This window comes from Ancylobacter sp., from assembly GCF_965249975.1.
In the GTDB taxonomy this organism is placed as follows: domain Bacteria; phylum Pseudomonadota; class Alphaproteobacteria; order Rhizobiales; family Xanthobacteraceae; genus Ancylobacter.
On the sequence record NZ_CBDFNE010000018.1, the window covers coordinates 887,026 to 905,982 of the forward strand.

Sequence of the window (18,957 nt, forward strand, 5' to 3'; positions counted from 1 at the left end):
CAGCTGGCCCGGCAGAAGGACTTGCGCTCGCCAGCGCCGACCGCCGATGCCGAAAGGCGCGCTCGCCCGGCTCACACGCGCATATCGACAATTCACCGCTGGCCGTGGTCGAGTTCGACGCGGAGGCATGCGGATGCATCGGCTGGTCCAAGGGCGCGGAGCGCATGTTCGGCTGGACGCGCGCCCGAAGTGACCGGGCTTTCGCGGCGGAGAACTCGGCTGGCTCTGCGACAGCAGCATCGGCGAACTTGCGGAAATGGTCTCCGGCTCGCTGGCGGACGCGGCGCACCAGCGCGGCCATCACACGGTGCGCTGCCGCACGCGCGAGGGCGCGGTGCTGGACTGCGAATGGTACAGCTCCGTGCTGCGCCGGCCCAACGGACAGCCGTGTCGCTCAGCGTGCAGATCCTCGACATCACCGACCGCCGCCGCGCCGAGGAAACCCAGACCCTGCTCATTGGCGAGCTGAACCACCGGGTGAAGAACACGCTCGCCAGCGTGCAGGCCATCGCCACCCAGACGCTGCGCTACACACGCAGCCCCGACCAGTTCTCCGCCACCTTCTCCGGCCGCATCCAGGCGCTGGCGCGCGCTCATGGCATGCTGAGCGACCGCACCTGGCAGGGTGCGGACCTGATGGACCTCGTGCACGACCAGCTGCGGCTCGGCACCGTCGATCCCGCGCGGCTACAGGCCAGCGGCCCGCGCGTGCAGCTGCTGCCGCAGCCGGCGCTGCGCCTCGCGCTGATCCTGCACGAGCTGGCGACCAATGCGCTTAAATACGGCGCCTTCTCCCGCCCCGCCGGCCGCGTCGTGCTGGAATGGTCGGTGGAGGACGACCGGCTGCAGCTGCGCTGGCAGGAAAGCGGCGGCCCGCCGGTGCAGACGCCGGTCAAGCGCGGCTTCGGCTCCACCCTCATCGACAGCAGCATGAAGTCGGATGGCGGCACCGCCTCCGTCTCCTACCGCAATGACGGCGTGGTGTGGGAGCTGGTGATGCCGCTCGACCGTACCCCGGACCCGATGGCCGACATCGCCGCCCGCCCCGTCACCCCGGCGCCGCTGGAGCCGGCGCGCGAGGTGCCGGCGCTGGACGGTCGCCGCCTGCTCGTGGTGGAGGACGAGGCGCTGGTGGCGCTCGAGCTCATCGCCGTGCTGGAGGATGCCGGCGCTGCCGTTCACGGGCCGGCCCGCACAGTCGAGGAGGCGCTGGAAGCCATCGAGACCGGCGCGTTCGATGCCGCCCTGCTCGACGGAAATCTGCACGGCAAGCCGGTGGACGCCGTCGCGGCGGCGCTGACCCGGCGCGGCATTCCCTTCGCCTTCGTCAGCGGCTATGGCCGCGAGAACCTGCCGGCCGCCTTCGCCCAAGCGCCGGTGGTAAGCAAGCCGTTCATCCCGCAGCAACTGGTCGAGGTGGCGGGACGGCTGGCGCGGCGCGACGGCAATGTCCTGCCCTTCCCCGCCGCGACCGGCACGGCGCGCTGACCCATCGGCCGCGGGCGCGACTTGACCAGCCGGGCGCGGCCGCGCCAAAACGGCGGAAGGGCTCAGCGGAGCCCGGCCGGCGCACACGGGGCGGCCGGCGCGGCAACAGGTGAGACAGGCAGGCGCCGGTGGCGAATTTCGGCAGCGCGGAACAGGGCTCGGGCGCCGTTTGGCGGGTTGGCGTGCTGTTCTCGCGCAAGGGGCATATGCGCGAGCCGGAAACCGAGCATTTCCGCGGCACGGCCCTCGCCATCGAGGAGATCAACCTCGCGGGCGGCGTACTCGGCCGCCCGATCGAGCCGGTGTGCTACGACCCCGAATCCAGCCCGGAACTCTACCGCCGCTACGCCGAGCGGCTGCTGACCGAGGACGGCATCAGCACCATTTTCGGTTGCTGCACCTCCTCCTGCCGCAAGGCGATCCTCGCCACGGTGGAGCGGCGCAACGCCCTGCTCTGGTACCCCTCGCTCTATGAGGGCTTCGAATATTCGCCCAACGTCATCTATACCGGCGCGGCGCCGAACCAGAACAGCCTGCAGCTCGCCCGCCATCTGCTGTCGCGCTTCGGGCCGCGCTTCTATCTCGTCGGCTCGGACTACATTTATCCGCACGAATCCAACCGCATCATGCGCGATCTCGTCTCGCGCGAGGGCGGCGAGGTGGTGGCGGAAACCTATGTGCCGGAACAGCCGCACGCCGACCAGATCCGCCGCGTGGTGGAAGATATCCGCCGCCGCGCGCCCTCGGTGGTTTTCTCCACCGTGGTCGGCGAGGGCGCGCATCTGCTCTACCGCATCTTCCGCGAAGCGGGGCTCGATCCGCGCAGCATGCCCATCGCCAGCCTCACCATGTCGGAGGGCGAGATCCGCGCCATCGGGCCGGAGCTGTGCATCGGCCACATCACCTCGGCGCCCTATTTCTCCACCGTCGACACCCCGGCCAATCGCCGCTTCGTCGCCGCCTACCGCGCCCGATTCGGCCGCGACGCGGCGGTGACGATGTATGCGGAAGCCGCCTATTTCCAGATCCACCTCTTCGCCGACGCGCTCCGGCGGGCGAAGTCGCTCGACACGCAGCGCCTCGTCGATGCCGCGCTCGGCACCGAGTTCGACGCGCCGCAGGGCCGCATCCGCATCGACCCCGACAACAACCACACCTATCTGCTGCCGCGCATCGGCATGGTGAACGAGCATGGCGATTTCGACGTGGTGTGGGAAGCGAAGGCGCCGGTGAAGCCCGACCCTTATCTCGTCGACCATATTTACGACCATGCGTGAGGCTCGGCCGGACGCGAAGAGGCGCGACGCATGAGCGCCTCGCAGCTGATCCAGAACCTGCGCAACATGCGCGTCGCCGTGGTGCATCCGCGCGACCAGGACGGCGAGGACCTCGTGCGCCAGCTGCAGCGCATCGGCTGCCAGGTGCAGGTGGTGTGGCCGCCGCCGGCGCAATTGCCGCTGCCGCTCGACGCGGTGTTCTTCCTGCTCGACCGCGACACGAAAAGCTCGATGCCATGGCGGATGGCCGATCTTGCCATCGCCCATATCGCCATCGTCGATTACGAGAACCCCACCGTGCTGAAGGCGCTGCTGGATTCCAGCGCCCATGGCGTGCTGGTGCGCCCCATCCGCGCCTCCGGCGTGCTGTCCAGCCTCGTGCTGGCGCTGTCGCAGCGCGGCTATGAGGGGCGGCTGCTGGCCAAGATCGGCAAGCTGGAGGACACGCTGCGCACCCGTCGCGACGTGGAGAAGGCGACGCGGCTCTTGATGAGCCTGCGCAACCTTTCGGAGGACGACGCCTACCAGTTCCTGCGCAAGCAGGCGACGGCCAAGCGGGTGCCGATCGGCACCATCGCCGGCTCGATCATCAACGCCCATGCCATGCTGGCCGAGCTCGACCGCGAGGGCGAGCCGGAGAAGTGAGGCAGATTGCCTAACTCATAGGCATCTTACTCCCTGCCTTTATCCTCGGCATTTGCGCTTGACAGGCCCCGCCGCCTGCGCTTTGCTAAGCCCATCGCTTCGTGAGCGTGGCGGCAGCGTTGCCGCTCTACATCCAGGCTATGCAGCCCTCGATGGTGCCGGAAGGCACTGCCGGGGGCTTTTTGTTTTCACGCCGCGGCGCCCCGCGGCGATCGCAGAGGTGCGCCTTCATGCCCGTCTCAAGCCTTGTCCGCGTCGCCTGCATCCAGATGGAGCCGCGCTTCGGCGACACCAGCGCCAATGTCGCGCATTCGCTCGGCCTCATCGCCCGCGCGGCCGACGGCGGCGCCAAGCTGATCGTGCTGCCCGAGCTCGCCAATACCGGCTACGTGTTCGAGACCCGCGAGGAAGCCTTCGGCCTCGCCGAGACCATTCCAGACGGGCCGAGCTGCCAGGCCTGGGCGAAGATCGCCAATGAGCGCGGTCTGCACATCGTCGCCGGCATCACCGAGCGCGAGGGCACGGCGCTCTACAACAGCGCGGTCGTGATCGGGCCGGAGGGCCATATCGGCACCTATCGCAAGATGCATCTGTGGGGCAACGAGAACCTGTTCTTCGAGCCCGGCAACAACGGCTTCCCGGTGTTCCACACCGCGCTCGGCCGCATCGGCGTCGCCATCTGCTACGATGGCTGGTTCCCCGAGACCTACCGGCTGCAGGCGCTGCAGGGCGCGGATATCGTCTGCGTGCCCACCAACTGGGTGCCGATCCCCGGCCAGGCCGAGGGGCGCGAGGCGATGGCCAACATCCTCGCCATGGCCGCCGCCCATTCCAACTCGCTCTACATCGCCTGCGCCGACCGCATCGGCACCGAGCGCGGCCAGCCCTTCGAGGGCCAGAGCCTGATCCTCAGCTACACCGGCTGGCCCGCCGCCGGCCCGGCGAGCCGCGACGGCGAGGAAATCGTCTCCGCCGAGATCGACCTCGGCGCCGCCCGCCGCGCCCGCAACTGGAACGACTTCAACCAGGTGCTGCGCGACCGCCGCACCGATGTCTATGCCGAGATGCTCGGCGCGTCGATTTCCCGGGGCTGGTACTAGAGCCCCGCTTCTCTCCACCGCTGCCAAAAACCCATAACCTTCCGGAGAAAGCCTATGTCCCGTCTCTCGCTGCTGATGGCCGGCGTGTTTGCCGCCGGCCTTCTCACTGGGCCGGCGCTCGCCGCCGACACCATCACCATCGGCATTCCCGTCGGCCTGTCCGGCGCCAATTCCGTGGTCGCGCCCTCCGTCGTCCAGTCCGCCGAGCTGGCGGTGGAGGAGATCAACGCCAAGGGCGGCATCCTCGGCAAGAAGGTGGTGCTCGAGGTCGCCGACGACGCCTCCGGCGCGGCCGGCGCGCAGAAGGCCTTCGATTCGCTGATCTTCCAGAAGAAGGTCGACGTGCTGATCTCGATGGAGACCTCGGCGGCGCGCAATGCCGGCCTGCCGATCGTCAATCGCGGCAAGGTGCCCTACATTTACACCTCGTTCTATGAGGGCCGCTCCTGCAGCCCCTATATGTATGTGAATGCCTGGGTGCCGGACCAGCAGGTCGCCCCCATTGTCGACTTCTTCAACAAGGAAGGCGCCAAGACCTATTTCCTCATCGGCTCGGACTACGCCTTCGGCCGCGGCATGCTGGCCTTCACCAAGGCCTATATCGAAAAGACGGGCGGCAAGGTGGTGGGCGACGAATACGCCCCGATGGACGCCACCGACTGGACCGCCATCCTCTCCAAGGTGAAGGCGGCCAACCCCGACGCCATCATCACCTCCACCGCCGGCGGCGCGCCGAATGTGACGCTGACCAAGCAGCTGCGCGCGGCGGGCATCAAGTCACTCTATGGCAACCTCGCCGTTGATGAGGGCACTGCCAAGGCCATGGGCCCGGATGCCGAAGGCATCTACATCGCTGGCTCCTACTTCACCAATATCGACACCCCCGCCAACAAGGCGTTCCTCACCGCGATGGAAAAGAAGTTCGGCAAGGACCTGAAGACCCCGAACGACCTCTCCGTGCCGGAATATGAGGCGGTCTACGCCTATAAGGCGGCGGTGGAGAAGGCCGGCACGACCGACGCCGCCAAGTTGATCCCGGCGCTGGCGGAAGTCGCGGTGGAAGGCCCGCGCGGCACCATCGTCATGAACAAGCAGCGCCACGCCCCGCTGACCATGTATCTCGGCCAGGTGAAGGGCGATGGCTCGGTCGGCATCATCTCCACCTTCAAGGACGTGGACCCCGGCGAGCAGTGCCCGAAGCTGAAGTGAGCGACGCGCTCGCGCCTCTCCCCATCGGGGGCCCTCACCCCAACCCTCTCCCCGTCGGGGAGAGGGCTTGCCCGTCACCGATGGCGCGATCCTTGCGAGCTGCCTTGCGACGTCATCCTGAGGTGCCCGGCAAAGCCGGGCTTTGAGGGATGCCCCCGTAAGACCAGTTCTTTTCCGGCATCCTTCGAGGCGCGGAGCCTGTCCTCGGGCTTGCCAGAGGCAAGACCCGTGGGCGCGCACCTCAGGATGACGTTGTTACGACGCGGCCTTTCCCCACCCGCCGTGCCTCCAACCCCAAAGGACTTCGCATGATCGCCCAGACGCTGGACATCGTGACGACCGCCGCCATCCTCTATGCGGTGGCGACCGGGCTGCTGCTCGTGTTCGGCGTCATGAAGATCATCAATTTCGCCCATGGTGGACTGATGACGCTGGGCGGCTATGCCGCGCTCGTCACCACCCAGGCCGGGCTCAATCCCTGGCTCGCCATCCCGCTCGCCGCGCTGTTCGGCGGCGTGGTCGGCATGGCCATCGAGCGCTTCGTGGTGCGCCCGCTCTATTCGCGCCCGCTCGACGCCATCCTCGCCACCTGGGGACTGTCGATCATCATCGGCCAGCTCATCACCCTCGCCTTCGGGCGCGGCGTGCAGTTCACCCAGTCGCCGCTCAGCGGCACCATCGACATTCTCGGCGAGGGCTATTCCGCCTACCGCCTCGCCCTTGTCGGCATCGCCGCCCTGCTCGGCCTTGCCCTCACCGCCCTGCTGCAGGGCACGAGGCTGGGGCTGGAGACGCGGGCGGTGATCATGAACGAGGACCTCGCGCGCGGGCTCGGCATCAATAGCGGGCTGGTGCGCTTCCTCACCTTCACCCTCGGCTCGGCGCTGGCCGGCATTGCCGGCGCACTGATCACGCCCCTGTCGAGCGTCGATCCCGCCATGGGCGTGCCCTGGCTGGTGAACGCCTTCATGCTGGTGCTGGTCTCCGGCGCCTCGCTGGTCAGCCTGCTGTTCGCCTGCCTGGTGCTGGGCGGGGCGCAGGTGCTGGTCGCCACTCATTTCAGCCCGGTTCTCGGAGGCCTGACCATCGCCGTGCTTGCCGCCATCATTCTGCGCCTGCGTCCGCAGGGGTTCGCCCGTGACTGAAGCGCGCCGCCTCTCCCTCATCCTCGCCGTCGCCCTTCTCGCGCTGGCGGCGATCGTCGCCGGGCCCCTGGTGCTCGACACCTATTCGGTGAATGTGCTCACCCGCTCGCTGCTCTATGCGGCGGTGGCGCTCACCGTCGATCTGCTGTGGGGCTTCCTCGGCATCCTCACCTTCGGCCAGTCGGTGTTCTTCGCCTGCGGCGCCTATGCGGCGGGGCTGGTGTTCACCCATCTCGACTTCTCCACCGGCAATGCCGTGCTCGCCCTCGTCCTCGGCGTCGGCGGGGCGCTGCTGGTGGCAGCCATCGTCGGCTGGCTCGCCTTCTGGCACGGCGCCTCGGCGCTTTATGCCTCGGTCATCACGCTGGTTCTGCCCATCGTGGCGACGCAGCTGCTCTATTCCGGCGGCACCTTCACCGGCTCGTCGAGCGGCCTCTCCGGCTTCATGAGCTTCGACCTGTCGATGGAAGCCTGGTTCTGGCTGGCCGGCAGCTTCCTCGTCGTGGTGACCACGGCCGCCTACATCTTCGTCAAGAGCGATGCCGGCAAGCTGCTGGTGGCGGTGCGCGAGAACGAGCAGCGCTGCAAATATCTCGGCCTCGACACCTCGCGGCTGAAGATCCTCGTCTATCTCGCCTGCGCCGCCATCGCTGCCATCGCCGGCTATATCTATGCCGGCTATGCGATGGTGGTGGCGCCGGAACTCGCCGGCTTCGTCTTCGGCACCGAACTCGTCATCTGGACCGCGCTCGGCGGGCGCGGCACGCTGCTCGGCCCGGTGTTCGGCGCGCTGATCGTCGATTATGAGAGCGCGCAGCTCGCCGGGGACTATCCCTTCGTCTGGCAGCTCATCATCGGCGTGCTGTTCGTGCTGGTCATCGTCGCCTTCCCGCGCGGCCTGCTGCCCGTGGTGTTCGACCTGCCGCGCAAGCTCATCGGCCTCCTCCGCCCGCGCCGCGCCGCCCCGGCGGCCAGCGTGCGGCTTTCCACCCTCGACGCGGCGGAAACGCAGGGCGTCGAGCCCGGCGAGGGGCCGGCGCTCGCCGTGGCCGGCGTCGCCAAGCGCTTCGGCAGCCTCACCGTGCTGGAAGCCATCGACTTCGAGGCGCGTGCCGGCGAACTCGTCAGCCTTGTCGGCCCCAATGGCGCCGGCAAGACCACGCTGATGCGCTGCATCGCCGACGGCGCGGAACGTTCCGCCGGCAGCATCGCCGTCAATGGCTACGACATCGGCCGCAAGCCGCCGGAAGCCTGCGTCGCCCTCGGCGTCGGCCGCAAGTTCCAGATGGCGAATGTGTTCGAAACGCTCACCGTCGCCCAGTGCCTGCAGATCGCCCGCGTGCGCCATGCCCGGCCCTCACTGTGGCGCCGCGCCGAGGTCCTGCCGCTCCCCGAGGCGGCGATGCATGTCATCGCCACCACGGGACTGGACAAGCAGCTTTCCACCCCGGCGCATCTGCTCTCGCATGGCATGAAGCAGGCGCTGGAACTCGCCATGGTGCTGGCGCTGGAACCGCGCGTGCTGCTGCTGGACGAGCCCACCGCCGGCCTCACCAAGACCGAGCGCATGCAGATCGGCGCCATCCTCATCGAGCTGACCAGGAAGCAGGGCCTGTGCGTGCTGCTGGTGGAGCACGATCTCGATTTCGTGCGCGAGATCTCCTCCCGTGTCATCGTCCTGCATCAGGGCCATATCGTGCTCGACGGCTCGGTGGAGGAAGTGGTCGCCTCCGAACTCGTCAAACAGGTCTATGCCGGCTCCGGCCATGCCGGCATAGACCATGAAACCGCCCCCGCGCCCAAGGAGATGCCGGCATGAGCCTCCTCGCCGTCGATCATCTCTCCAGCGGCTATGCCGGCGCGGTGGTGCTGCGCGAGGTGAGCCTGTCCATCGCGCCGGGCGAGATCCTCGCCGTGCTCGGCAAGAACGGCATGGGCAAATCCACCCTGCTCAAAGCGGTTATGGGCTTCCTGCCGAAAATGACCGGCACCGTGGCCATTGCCGGCGCGGAGGCGACGCGCCTCGCCCCGCACCGCGTGGCGCGGCTGGGGGTCGGCTATGTCGCGCAGGAGAAGGCGCTGTTCCAGGATATGAGCGTGGAGGAAAATCTCCGCCTCGCCGTGCGCCGTCCGGATTTCGAGGCCGCACTCGCCGAGGTGGAAGCCTCCTTCCCCTTCCTGCTGCAACGGCTGAAGCAACGCGCCGGCACGCTGTCCGGCGGCGAGCAGAAAATGCTGCTCATGGCCCGTTCGCTGGCGACGGGAGCGAAGCTCTTGCTGGTCGACGAGATCACCGAAGGCTTGCAGCCCTCGGTCATCGACCGGCTGGCCGGCGTCATCCGCAGCGCGCGCGAGCGCCACGGCACCACCATGCTTCTGGTGGAGCAGCATCTGCCCTTCGCCTTGGCGGTGGCCGACCGCTGGGCGGTGCTGGACCGCGGCGAGATCGCCGAGACCGGCGCCACTTCCGAGCCGGATTCCCGCGCCAGGGTGCTGAAACACTTAAGCGTGTGAGGTGAGGTAATGACGTTTTCCATCGTCGCCCGCTGCCCGTCCACCGGCCTGTTCGGCGTCGCGGTCGCCACCGCCGTGCCGGCGGTCGGTTCCATGTGCCCGTTCGCACGGGCGAAGGTCGGCGCCGCCTCGACCCAGTCCTGGGTGAACCCTTATCTGCCGCTGGGCGTGCTGGAAGCGATTGCTCGGGGGCAAGGCGCCCGCGCCGCGCTTCAAGCGGCACTGGCGGAGGATGAGGCGCGGGAGCTGCGCCAGATCGGGGTGGTGGATCACGCGGGCGAGGCGGCGGCCTTCACCGGCGCCGACTGCACGCCCTGGTGCGGGCAGGAAATCGGCGACGGTTTCGCCGTGCAGGGCAACATGCTCACCGGCCCCGAGGTGATCGACGCCATGGCGGCCGCCTACCGTGCCAGCGGCGGTGCCGCGCTGGACGAACGGCTGATGCGGGCGCTGGAGGCCGGCGACGCCGCCGGCGGCGACAAGCGCGGGCGACAATCCGCCAGCCTTCGGGTGCAGGGTGACGAGGACTATTGCGCCCTCGACCTGCGGGTGGACGAGCACGCCCAGCCCGTTACCGAGCTGCGGCGGGTGCTGGAAATCGCCCGGCTTCAACTGGTGCCGTTTGTCGCGGGCATGCCAAGGCGCGGCATTGCCGCCGGGCCGGCACCGGAAGGCGTCACCTCGATGCTGGCGCTCGCCCCGCCGGACCGTCCCGGTGGGGGTGGAAGCCGCCGCTTAACCTGAAAAAGCGGCGGCCCCGGAAGGAGCCGCCGCAAAGTCGCATCGAGAAACGCTGTCTTAAGGCCGCACTCAGTCGGTGCTGCGCGCGTTCTGCTCGATCTGGTTGGCGATATAGGGCTCGACGCCCTGGGTGTTCGGGCCACGCATGCGGCTGTCATACATGCCACCCTCATACATGCCACCCTCATACATGGTGGCGGCGTTGCGGCCCTCGGTCACGGTGCCGCGCTGCGACCAGCCGCCCTGCTGCGTCGCATTATGGTTCTGCGACCAGCCGGAGGGCGCACCCGTGGTGGAATTGTAGGTCTGGGCAAGAGCAGGGCCGGCGAAAGCAGCGGCAAGAACAGCACCCAGAACCGGAAGCGAAAGAGTCTTCTTCATCATCAACATCCTCTAAGAAACGCGACATTTCGACACGATAATCGGCGTCAAGAGCGTCGCATCATCAGCTTCAACACGCATTCACTCGCTGGCGCCTCTTGGCCCGGCCGGTGAATCTGCTGGTACAACGTAGGTCAGCGATGATTGTTTCAGGATGCGAGATCGCAAGCGCGTGATGCGACGCAACTCAGCTGTGCGGCAGCGCGGCAAGGGCGGCCCGCCCTGCCGGTCAGGCGCGCCGTCATTCCCCGCGCGGAAAGCGCTGGTTCTCTTCCAGAACGTTCAGGTCCATATGGTTGCGCATATAGCGCTCCGAGGCCTTTTGCAGCGGCTGGAAATCCCAGGGGTAATAGGCGCCGTTGCGCAGCGCCTCATACACCACATGCCGCCGCGCCTGGCTGGCGCGCACCTCGGCATCGAAGCGGGCGAGGTCCCAGCGCGCCCGCATCGCCGCCGTCATCGCCGCCATCACCCCGGCGCAGGCCGGGTCCGCCGCCCGGTTGACCAGCTCCTGCGGGTCCTCGTCGAGATGGGTGAGGATCGGCGGGTCGAGTTCGCACAGGATGAGCTTCCACGGCCCGTCGCGCAGAGCCACCAGCGGGGCATAGGAGCCTTCCGCCGCATATTCCATCGGCACCGGGGAGCGCTCCCCCTCCCCCCGCGCCGCCCCGACCAGGCTCTCGCCATCGGTCCAGGGCAGCACCCCGCCGAGATCGAGCCCGACAAGTTCCGCCAGTGTGGGCAGCACGTCGAGGGTGGACGCCGCGCGCGCAACGCGGCCGGCAGGCAGGCCGGGGGCGGCGATGACAAGCGGCACCCGGGCCGAGCCCTCCAGGAAGTTCATCTTGAACCACAGCCCGCGCTCGCCGAGCATGTCGCCATGGTCGGAGACGAAGACGATGATCGTGTCATCGCTTAGCCGGCAACGCTCTAGCACGTCGAGCAGTTCGCCGATCTTTTCGTCGACATAGGAAATGTTGGCGAAATAGGCGCGGCGCGAGCGGCGCACATCCTCGTCCGTCACATGGCTGGCGGCATGGTCGCTCGCCAGCATCAGCCGCTGCGCGTGCGGGTCCTGCTGTGCGAACGGGATCGGCGCCACCACGGGGTCGAGCGCCGGGCAGTCCTCATACAGGTCCCAGAAGCGCTTGCGGGCGACATAGGGGTCGTGCGGGTGGGTGAAGCTCACCGTGAGGCACCAGGGCCGGGAATCGTGCCCGCGCGCGAGGTCATAGAGCTTGCGGGCGGCGTGATAGGCCACCTCGTCGTCATATTCGAGCTGGTTGGTGATCTCCGCCACCCCGGCGCCGGTCACCGAGCCGAGATTGTGGTACCACCAGTCGATCCGCTCGCCCGGTTTGGTGTAGTCCGGCGTCCAGCCGAAATCGGCGGGGTAGATGTCGGTGGTCAGTCGCTCCTCGAAGCCGTGCAGCTGGTCCGGCCCGACAAAGTGCATCTTGCCCGACAGCGCCGTGTGATAGCCGGCGCGGCGCAGGTGATGGGCGAAGGTCGGGATATCCGAGGTGAACTCGGCGGCATTGTCATAGACCCGCGTCCGGCTCGGCAACTGCCCGGACATGAAGGAAGCGCGCGCCGGCGCGCAGAGCGGGCTCGCCGTGTAGGTGTTGGCGAAGCGGGCGGAACGGGCCGCCAGCGCCTTCAGATGCGGCGCGTGCAGGAAGTCCGCCGGCCCGTCGGGGAAGAACGTGCCGTTCAGCTGGTCGACCATCAGGATGAGGATGTTCGGGCGGGCGGGCGAAGCGATCGGCGTCGCGGTCATGGCACGGTCCACGCGGCAGGCTGGGGCGGAGGGAGGGCCGGCAGCACCGCCGCCGGCCCCCGCGAGAGTTCACAGGCCGAGCGAGGCCTTCACCGCCGGCAGGCTCGGCTTGCCGTCGAAGGTGGTCACGCCCGAAAGCCACGGGCCGAGCACATCGGGCTTGGCCTTCAGCAGCGCCTTGGCGGCGGCCTTGGGGTCCTGCCCGTCATCGAGGATCTTGCCCATCATGGTGTTCTCCATGGCGAGGTCGAATTTCAGCTGCTTGAACAGCGTCGCTGCGTTGGGGCAGTTGCCCGCCCAGCCGGCGCGCGCGAGGGTGCGAACATCGGCGCCGCCGAAATTGGCGCCGAAATAGGCGTCGCCGCCGGAGAGATAGGTGAGGTCGAAGGTCTCGTTCATCGGGTGCGGCGCCCAGGCGAGGAAAACGATCCAGCCCTTGCCGTTCTGCGCGCGCTTCACCTGCGCCAGCATGGCCTGCTCGCCCGACTCCACCACCTTCCAGCCCTTCAGGCCGAAATCATTGGCGTCGACCATCTTGAGGATGTTCTGGTTGGCCGGCGCGCCGGGCTCGATGCCGTAGATCTTGCCGTCGAACTTGTCGGCATGGGCGGCAAGGTCCTTGAAGTCCTTCACCCCCGCCTCGGCGACATAGGTCGGCACGGCGAGGGTGAACTTGGCGCCTTCGAGATTGGTGGCCAGCACGTCCACCGCTTTCGCCTCGTTCAGCGCGTCGATGAATTTCTGCTGCGCCGGCATCCAGTTGCCGAGGAACACGTCGATATTGCCGTTCTTCATCGACTCGTAGCCGATCGGCACCGACAGCGTCTTCACGTCCTGGGCATAGCCGAGCCCCTCCAGCAGCACGCCGGCAATGGCGTTGGTGGAGGTGATGTCGGTCCAGCCGGGGTCCGACATGCGGATGGTCTTGCAGGAAGGCGCGTCGGCCGCGAAAGCGGGGCCGGCGAGGAGCAGAAGGGAAACGGCCGAAGCGGCCAGCGTCATACGGGTCATGAGGGTCACCTCTGGAAGCGGCGAGACAGGTGAGATGCTCAAGGGCCCGCCTTGTCGAGCGGCGGCTTTCCTTGCCTGAGGGATATCAGGCGGTTAAATGTGGGAACCTGTGAAGCCCGATATTTTCGATGTTTGACATAAGCCCCATCTATGTCTGAGCGGCCTCTCGACCTCGGCTGGATGCGCGTGTTCGAGGCGGTGGGGCGGCTCGGCTCGCTCACCGCCGCGGCGCGCGCGCTCGGCCTGTCGCAACCGGCGGTGAGCTATGTGGTGCGCGAGCTGGAAACCCAGCTCGGCACGCCGCTTCTGCTGCGCGGTCATCGCGGCAGCACGCTCTCCCCCGCCGGCGAGGTGCTGCACCGGGCGAGCGCGGCGGCGGTGGCGGAAATCGACGGCGCCACCCGCGCGGTGCGCCGGCTCAGCCGCCGCCCCGTCGTGCGGCTGTTCACCGATTACGGCTTCGCCTCGTTCTGGATGATGCCGCGTGTCGCCGCCTTCCGGCAGGTGCGGCCGGAAACGGATGTCCACATCATCGCCTCCACCAGCGCCGATCCCGGGCTCGACGGGGCGGAGGATGTCGCCGTGCTGTTCGGCGCCCGGCGCGACTTCCCGCCCGAGAGCGTGCAGCTGGTGGAAGAGCGCATCTGGCCGGTGTGCAGCCCGGCCTTCGCCGCCCGGCACAGCCTCGGCGGCGATCCGGCGCGCATCGGCAATTTGCCGCTGCTGCATCTGGAAAGCACGCCGCACCCGCGCTGGTTCGGCTGGGGCGACTGGTTCGCGGCGATGGGGCTGGCGCGCGGCCCGGCGGCGAGCGATCTCAGCCTCAACACCTATGGCCTCGTGGTGCAGGCGGCGATGGCGGACCAGGGCGTCGCGCTCGGCTGGGCCGGGCTGATCGACGGCGCCCTGGCCGACGGCACGCTGGTGGCGGTCGGGCCGCCGCTGGCGCGCGGCGAGACCGGCTATTGGCTGGTGCCCGGCCCCACTCTGTCCGATCCCGCCCGCGACCTCATCGACTGGATCCTGCGCGAGGCGCAGGCGGCGCCGCTGCCGGACCCGCCGCTCACGCGCGGGCGCTAAAAAGGTTCTTGACAAGTAGGTAAGATCACGCGAGCCTAGAAAACGAGCGGCGGGCAAGGATGCCCATTGTCGCGGCACTTTCGGTCAACATTTCCAACGACGGCGTGTCAACGCTGGCTGGTTGGTGGCAACGACGCCCACGGCCTGACGGCCGGCGGGCGTTTTTTGTTTTGGGCTTCGGCCCGGCATTGGAGCGATACGTGGCGAAGCACTTCCGCATCGGCGTCATGTTCTCGACCACGGGGCCCTACAATGTGGTCGCGCGCTCGATGCTGAACGGCGCCCTGCTGGCGGTGGCGGAGCGCCCGGCGCCCGGAATCACCATCGAGCCCGTCGTGGTCAATCCCGGCGGCGAGCTTGGCCGCTATGCCGCGCTCAGCCGCGAATTGCTGCATGACGGCATCCGCCATGTCGTGGGGTGCTACACCTCGTCGAGCCGCAAGGAAGTCATTCCCTGTTTCGAGAAGCATGACGGGCTGCTCTGGTACCCCTCGCATTATGAGGGCTTCGAGAGCTCCGGCAATGTCATCTACACCGGCGCCTCGCCCAACCAGCATGTGCTGCCGCTGGTCGATCACGCGCTGGCGACTCTCGGCACGTCCGCCTTCTGCGTCGGCTCCAACTATATCTGGGCGTGGGAGAACACCCGCATCTTCCGCGAGGCGATGACCGCGCGCGGCGCCCGCGTGCTGGCGGAACGCTATGTGCCGGTGGGCGACACCGAGATCGACCAGGTGGTCGAGGCCATTCTCGAAGCGCGGCCGGCCTTCGTGTTCAACAATCTCATCGGCACCAGCAATTACGCCTTCTTCCGCGCCTTCCGCGCCGCCTGCGCCGCGCGCGGCATCGACCAGCGCACGACCTTCCCGGTGGTCTCCTGCACCCTGTCCGAGCCGGAACTGGAAGAGATCGGCCAGGAAGCGGTGGACGGGCACCTGTCCTCCTCGGTCTATTTCTCCTCCCTCGCCTCCCCCGCCAATGCCGCCTTCACCCGCTTCTATGGCGAGACCTTTCCGGAAGGGCCCACCACCTCAGCCGACGCGGAAGCCTCCTATATCGCGATGAAGCTGCTCATCCTCTCGCTGGCGGAGAGCGGCACGGACGATGTGGAAACGGTGAAGGAGGCCGCCACCCGCCAGCATCTGCTCGCGCCGCAGGGCGAGGTGCGGATCGACCCGCAGACGCTGCACGCCTATCTCACGCCACGAATCGGCATTTCCAATGCGCAGGCGCGCTTCGACATTCTGGTCGAAGAGCCCGGCCCGGTCCGGCCCGACCCCTATCTCGTCCAGTCCTCGCCGCGTTACGCGGTCGCTGCCCGCAACGCGACACTGAGAGTGGTGAAGTGATGGCACCTCGGCTGCTGCAGAACTTCAATGGCGGGCGGGCGCACATCGTCACGTCCAGCCTTACCGCGGTGGAAGCGCTGGAAAAGACGCTGGGCAAGCTCGGCGTCGCCACCGTCTATCCCGCGCTGGTCGACGGGCGGGCGCAGATCGACCTCGCGGCGCTGCAGCCCGAGCGCGACATACTGTTCATCGACGGCGATCTCGACAATCCGGTGGCGCTCGACACCGATGCGGGGGCGCATCATCCCCCCGTTCCGGTGATCGGCCTTGTCGGCGTCGAGGCGCCGAGCCGGCTCAAGCACCTGGTGCAGATCGGCGCCTCCGCCTTCCTGCGCAAGCCGGTGCAGGGCGGCGCGGTCTACACCGCGCTGTTCCTCGGCATCAACCAGTTCCTGTTGCGGGGCGACCTCCGGGCCCGCCTCGACGACATGGATCGCCGCCGGCGGGGTCGCCGCGCGGTGGTCAAGGCCATCATCGCCCGCATGACCGAGGCGGGCGTGGATGACGACGAGGCCTATGAATGGCTTCGGCGCGAAAGCATGCGCTCGCGGCAGACCCTCGAGGCCTATTGCGAAGCGTTCGTGACGGCGAGGGCTGGCCCCCTCGATGAACCCGTGCAGTTCCGCCCGGCGGAGCCCAGCGCGGGAAAAAGATAACCTTTCACAGGAGAGTAAGATGAACGGGAAGACCATGCGGGGGCTGCGTGCCGCAGCCCTCACGGGAACGCTTTTGCTCAGCGCCGCGAACGCTTTCGCCGCCGATCCGATCAAGCTCGGCGTGCTGGAAGACCAGTCCGGCGACTTCGCCGCCGCCACCATCGGCAAGGTGCACGCCATCCAGCTCGCCGCCGAGGAGATCAACAAGGCCGGCGGCATCAATGGCCGCCCGCTCGAACTGGTGATCTACGACACCCAGTCCGACAACACCCGCTACCAGGAGTTCATGCGCCGCGTGCTGCAGCGCGACAAGGTGGACGTGGTGTTCGCCGGCTTCTCCTCCGCCTCGCGCGAAGCCTACCGGCCGATCGTCAACCAGTTCGACGGCCTCGCCTTCTACAACAACCAGTATGAGGGCGGCGTCTGCGACGCCAACATGATCGTCACCGGCGCCGTGCCGGAGCAGCAGTTCTCCACCCTCATCCCGTACCTCATGGAGAAGTACGGCAAGAAGGTCTACACGCTCGCCGCCGACTATAATTTCGGCCAGATCTCGGCCGAATGGGTGCGCAACATCGTCAAGGAGAATGGCGGCGAAATGGTCGGCGAGGATTTCATCCCGCTCGGCGTGTCGCAGTTCTCGCAGAACATCCAGAACATCCAGAAGGCCAAGCCCGACTTCGTGGTGACGCTGCTGGTCGGCACCGCCCAGGCCTCCTATTACGAGCAGGCCGCCGCCGCCAACGTCAACCTGCCAATGGCGTCTTCCGTGAACGTCGGCCAGGGCTATGAGCACAAGCGCTTCAAGCCGCCATCGCTCAAGGACATGTACGTCACCACCAACTACATCGAGGAAGTCGACACCCCGGCCTCGAAGGACTTCTTCGCCAAGTTCAAGGCGAAGTTCCCGGATGAGCCCTATGTGAACCAGGAAGCCGAGAACTCCTATCTCGCGGTCTATCTCTACAAGCAGATGGTGGAGCGGGCGAAGTCGACCAAGCGGGACGACCTGCGCAAGGAAATCGCCAAGGGCGATGTCTGCATGGACGCGCCTGAGGGCAAGGTCTGCCTCGACCCGAAGAGCCAGCACATGTCGCACACCATCTATCTCGCCAAGGTGGGCGCCGATCACTCGATCACCTTCCCCAAGGTGTGGCAGGACATCAAGCCCTACTGGCTGGGCGAAGCCGGCTGCGACCTGACCAAGAACGACCCGAGCGCGCAGTACACGCCCTCCAACCCGCCGCCGAAGAACTGAGGGCGAGGCCCTCGCGCACTCAGTGCCACGTCATCCTGAGGTGCCCGGCCCGCGGGCCGGGCCTTGAAGGATGCTGCAGCAAGAGGATGCTCGGACGACCATCCTTCGAGGCTCGCTTCGCTCGCACCTCAGGATGACGGCCTGATAAAGCGCGCGCCGCGCATCTCGCCCATCCGGGCGGCCGCCCTGTCCCCCCTCGGCGGCTCCCGAAGGCATCGCCCCGGCCCGACCCCCCAGCTTTGGCCGGGGCGATCGCCTGATCGCTGAAGACGGTTTCAGTAAAGACGTCCTGCAAGAACGGCGTCATCCTGAGGTGCCGGCCGACTGGCCGGCCTCGAAGGAGGCTCACCCGGACAACCCTCCCTCACCGCACGGTTCCCGCGCGGTGCGTGACAAGGTTGTTCCCTCGAAGCGAAAGATCAAAGGCCCCACCGCACATGGATGTCGGAACCCTCGCCTTCTCCGCGCTCTACCAGTTCGGCGACGCCTTCGCCTTTCTGGTTCTGTCCGCCTGCGGCCTCGCCGTCATCTTCGGCATGATGGGCGTGATCAATCTGGCGCATGGCGAATTCATCATGTGCGGCGCCTATGTCACCGTCTCCGCCGCCCATGCCGGCGTGCCGCTGCCGCTCGCCATCCTCATCGGCGCGCTGGTCTCCGCCGCCGTGGGCGCGCTGGTGGAAATATTGGTCATCCGCCATCTCTATGACCGCCCGCTCGACACCATCGTCGCCACCTGGGGCCTCAGCCTCATCTTCACCCAGGGCACGCTGATCGTGCTCGGCTCCACCATGGCCGGCGTCGGCACGCCCTTCGGCAGCTTCACCGTCGGCGATTATTCCTATTCGCTCTACCGCCTCGTGCTGTGCGGCATGGCGGTGCTGGTCATTGCCGGGCTCTACGCGCTGTTCAACTGGACGCGCTTCGGCGTCATGGCCCGCGCCACCATCCAGGTGCCGCACATGGCGGCCGCGCTCGGCATCGACACCCGCCTCGTCTACAGCCTCACCTTCGCGCTCGGCGCCGGCCTCGCCGGGCTGGCGGGCGGGCTCTACGCCCCGACCATGACGCTGGTGCCGACCATGGGCACCACCTTCATCATGGAAGCCTTCGTCACCGTGGTTGTCGGCGGCGCCGACGTGTTCCTCGGCACCGCCCCGGCGGCGGCCGTGCTCGCCGTGGTGAAGGCGACCATGACCTCCTGGTACGGCCAGCTCGCCGGCCAGATCGGCCTGCTGATCGCCGTCATCGTCGTCATCCGGGTGCTGCCGCGCGGCATTTCCGGCTTCCTTCTGCGCGAGCGCGCCTGACCCGGACACGAGA

The 18,957-nt window shown here is 67.7% G+C and carries 17 protein-coding genes; 14 read left to right on the plus strand and 3 right to left on the minus strand.

Annotated elements, in window-relative coordinates:
* The first annotated feature begins 348 nt into the window (after positions 1-348).
* The 9 genes from ACP2AH_RS17005 (at position 349) to ACP2AH_RS17045 (ending at position 10,122) form a co-directional block, all read left to right on the plus strand.
* The gene (locus ACP2AH_RS17005; RefSeq protein ID WP_425106876.1) at positions 349-1,488 is read left to right on the plus strand and encodes an HWE histidine kinase domain-containing protein; all 1,140 of its coding nucleotides are present in this window, start codon (positions 349-351) and stop codon (positions 1,486-1,488) included.
* A 128-nt stretch (positions 1,489-1,616) separates the two neighbouring features.
* Positions 1,617-2,765, plus strand: a complete 1,149-nt coding sequence (locus tag ACP2AH_RS17010) for a transporter substrate-binding domain-containing protein (RefSeq protein WP_425106877.1) — start codon at positions 1,617-1,619, stop codon at positions 2,763-2,765.
* Positions 2,766-2,795: 30 nt separating this feature from the next.
* A complete protein-coding gene (locus ACP2AH_RS17015; protein WP_421698719.1) occupies positions 2,796-3,410 on the plus strand; it encodes an ANTAR domain-containing response regulator in 615 nt (204 codons plus the stop codon).
* Between the two features lie 269 nt (positions 3,411-3,679).
* Positions 3,680-4,510, plus strand: a complete 831-nt coding sequence (locus ACP2AH_RS17020) for a nitrilase family protein (protein WP_425107063.1) — start codon at positions 3,680-3,682, stop codon at positions 4,508-4,510.
* A gap of 54 nt (positions 4,511-4,564) precedes the next feature.
* Positions 4,565-5,719 (plus strand): substrate-binding protein, encoded by a 1,155-nt coding sequence (locus tag ACP2AH_RS17025; protein WP_425106878.1) that lies wholly within the window; start codon positions 4,565-4,567, stop codon positions 5,717-5,719.
* A 308-nt stretch (positions 5,720-6,027) separates the two neighbouring features.
* On the plus strand, positions 6,028-6,864 hold the full coding sequence (locus ACP2AH_RS17030) for a branched-chain amino acid ABC transporter permease (RefSeq protein ID WP_421698721.1): 837 nt from the start codon (positions 6,028-6,030) through the stop codon (positions 6,862-6,864).
* Positions 6,857-8,683, plus strand: coding sequence for an ABC transporter permease subunit (locus ACP2AH_RS17035; RefSeq protein WP_425106879.1), 1,827 nt, complete (start codon positions 6,857-6,859; stop codon positions 8,681-8,683). The genes ACP2AH_RS17030 and ACP2AH_RS17035 overlap by 8 nt, the downstream gene beginning before the upstream one ends.
* Positions 8,680-9,378 (plus strand): ABC transporter ATP-binding protein, encoded by a 699-nt coding sequence (locus ACP2AH_RS17040; RefSeq protein ID WP_425106880.1) that lies wholly within the window; start codon positions 8,680-8,682, stop codon positions 9,376-9,378. Before ACP2AH_RS17035 ends, ACP2AH_RS17040 begins: the two co-directional genes overlap by 4 nt.
* A gap of 9 nt (positions 9,379-9,387) precedes the next feature.
* Positions 9,388-10,122 (plus strand): DUF1028 domain-containing protein, encoded by a 735-nt coding sequence (locus ACP2AH_RS17045; RefSeq protein ID WP_425106881.1) that lies wholly within the window; start codon positions 9,388-9,390, stop codon positions 10,120-10,122.
* 66 nt (positions 10,123-10,188) lie between these two features.
* Here ACP2AH_RS17045 and ACP2AH_RS17050 read toward each other — a convergent pair whose 3' ends face one another.
* The 3 genes from ACP2AH_RS17050 to choX form a co-directional block, all read right to left on the minus strand.
* On the minus strand, positions 10,189-10,500 hold the full coding sequence (locus ACP2AH_RS17050; protein WP_425106882.1) for a hypothetical protein: 312 nt from the start codon (positions 10,498-10,500) through the stop codon (positions 10,189-10,191).
* A gap of 241 nt (positions 10,501-10,741) precedes the next feature.
* On the minus strand, positions 10,742-12,280 hold the full coding sequence (gene betC / locus ACP2AH_RS17055; RefSeq protein WP_425106883.1) for a choline-sulfatase: 1,539 nt from the start codon (positions 12,278-12,280) through the stop codon (positions 10,742-10,744).
* 69 nt (positions 12,281-12,349) lie between these two features.
* Positions 12,350-13,291, minus strand: a complete 942-nt coding sequence (gene choX / locus ACP2AH_RS17060; protein WP_425106884.1) for a choline ABC transporter substrate-binding protein — start codon at positions 13,289-13,291, stop codon at positions 12,350-12,352.
* A 150-nt stretch (positions 13,292-13,441) separates the two neighbouring features.
* Here choX and ACP2AH_RS17065 point away from each other — a divergent pair, with 150 nt between their 5' ends.
* From ACP2AH_RS17065 to ACP2AH_RS17085, 5 genes are all read left to right on the plus strand, one after another.
* A complete protein-coding gene (locus ACP2AH_RS17065) occupies positions 13,442-14,371 on the plus strand; it encodes a LysR family transcriptional regulator (RefSeq protein WP_425106885.1) in 930 nt (309 codons plus the stop codon).
* Between the two features lie 227 nt (positions 14,372-14,598).
* Complete coding sequence (locus ACP2AH_RS17070) at positions 14,599-15,720, plus strand: transporter substrate-binding domain-containing protein (RefSeq protein ID WP_421700797.1); 1,122 nt, start codon at positions 14,599-14,601, stop codon at positions 15,718-15,720.
* On the plus strand, positions 15,720-16,376 hold the full coding sequence (locus ACP2AH_RS17075) for an ANTAR domain-containing response regulator (RefSeq protein WP_425106886.1): 657 nt from the start codon (positions 15,720-15,722) through the stop codon (positions 16,374-16,376). The genes ACP2AH_RS17070 and ACP2AH_RS17075 overlap by 1 nt, the downstream gene beginning before the upstream one ends.
* A 19-nt stretch (positions 16,377-16,395) precedes the next feature.
* Positions 16,396-17,634, plus strand: coding sequence for an urea ABC transporter substrate-binding protein (locus ACP2AH_RS17080; RefSeq protein WP_425106887.1), 1,239 nt, complete (start codon positions 16,396-16,398; stop codon positions 17,632-17,634).
* Positions 17,635-18,071: 437 nt separating this feature from the next.
* On the plus strand, positions 18,072-18,944 hold the full coding sequence (locus tag ACP2AH_RS17085; protein WP_371348576.1) for an ABC transporter permease subunit: 873 nt from the start codon (positions 18,072-18,074) through the stop codon (positions 18,942-18,944).
* Positions 18,945-18,957: the final 13 nt, after the last annotated feature.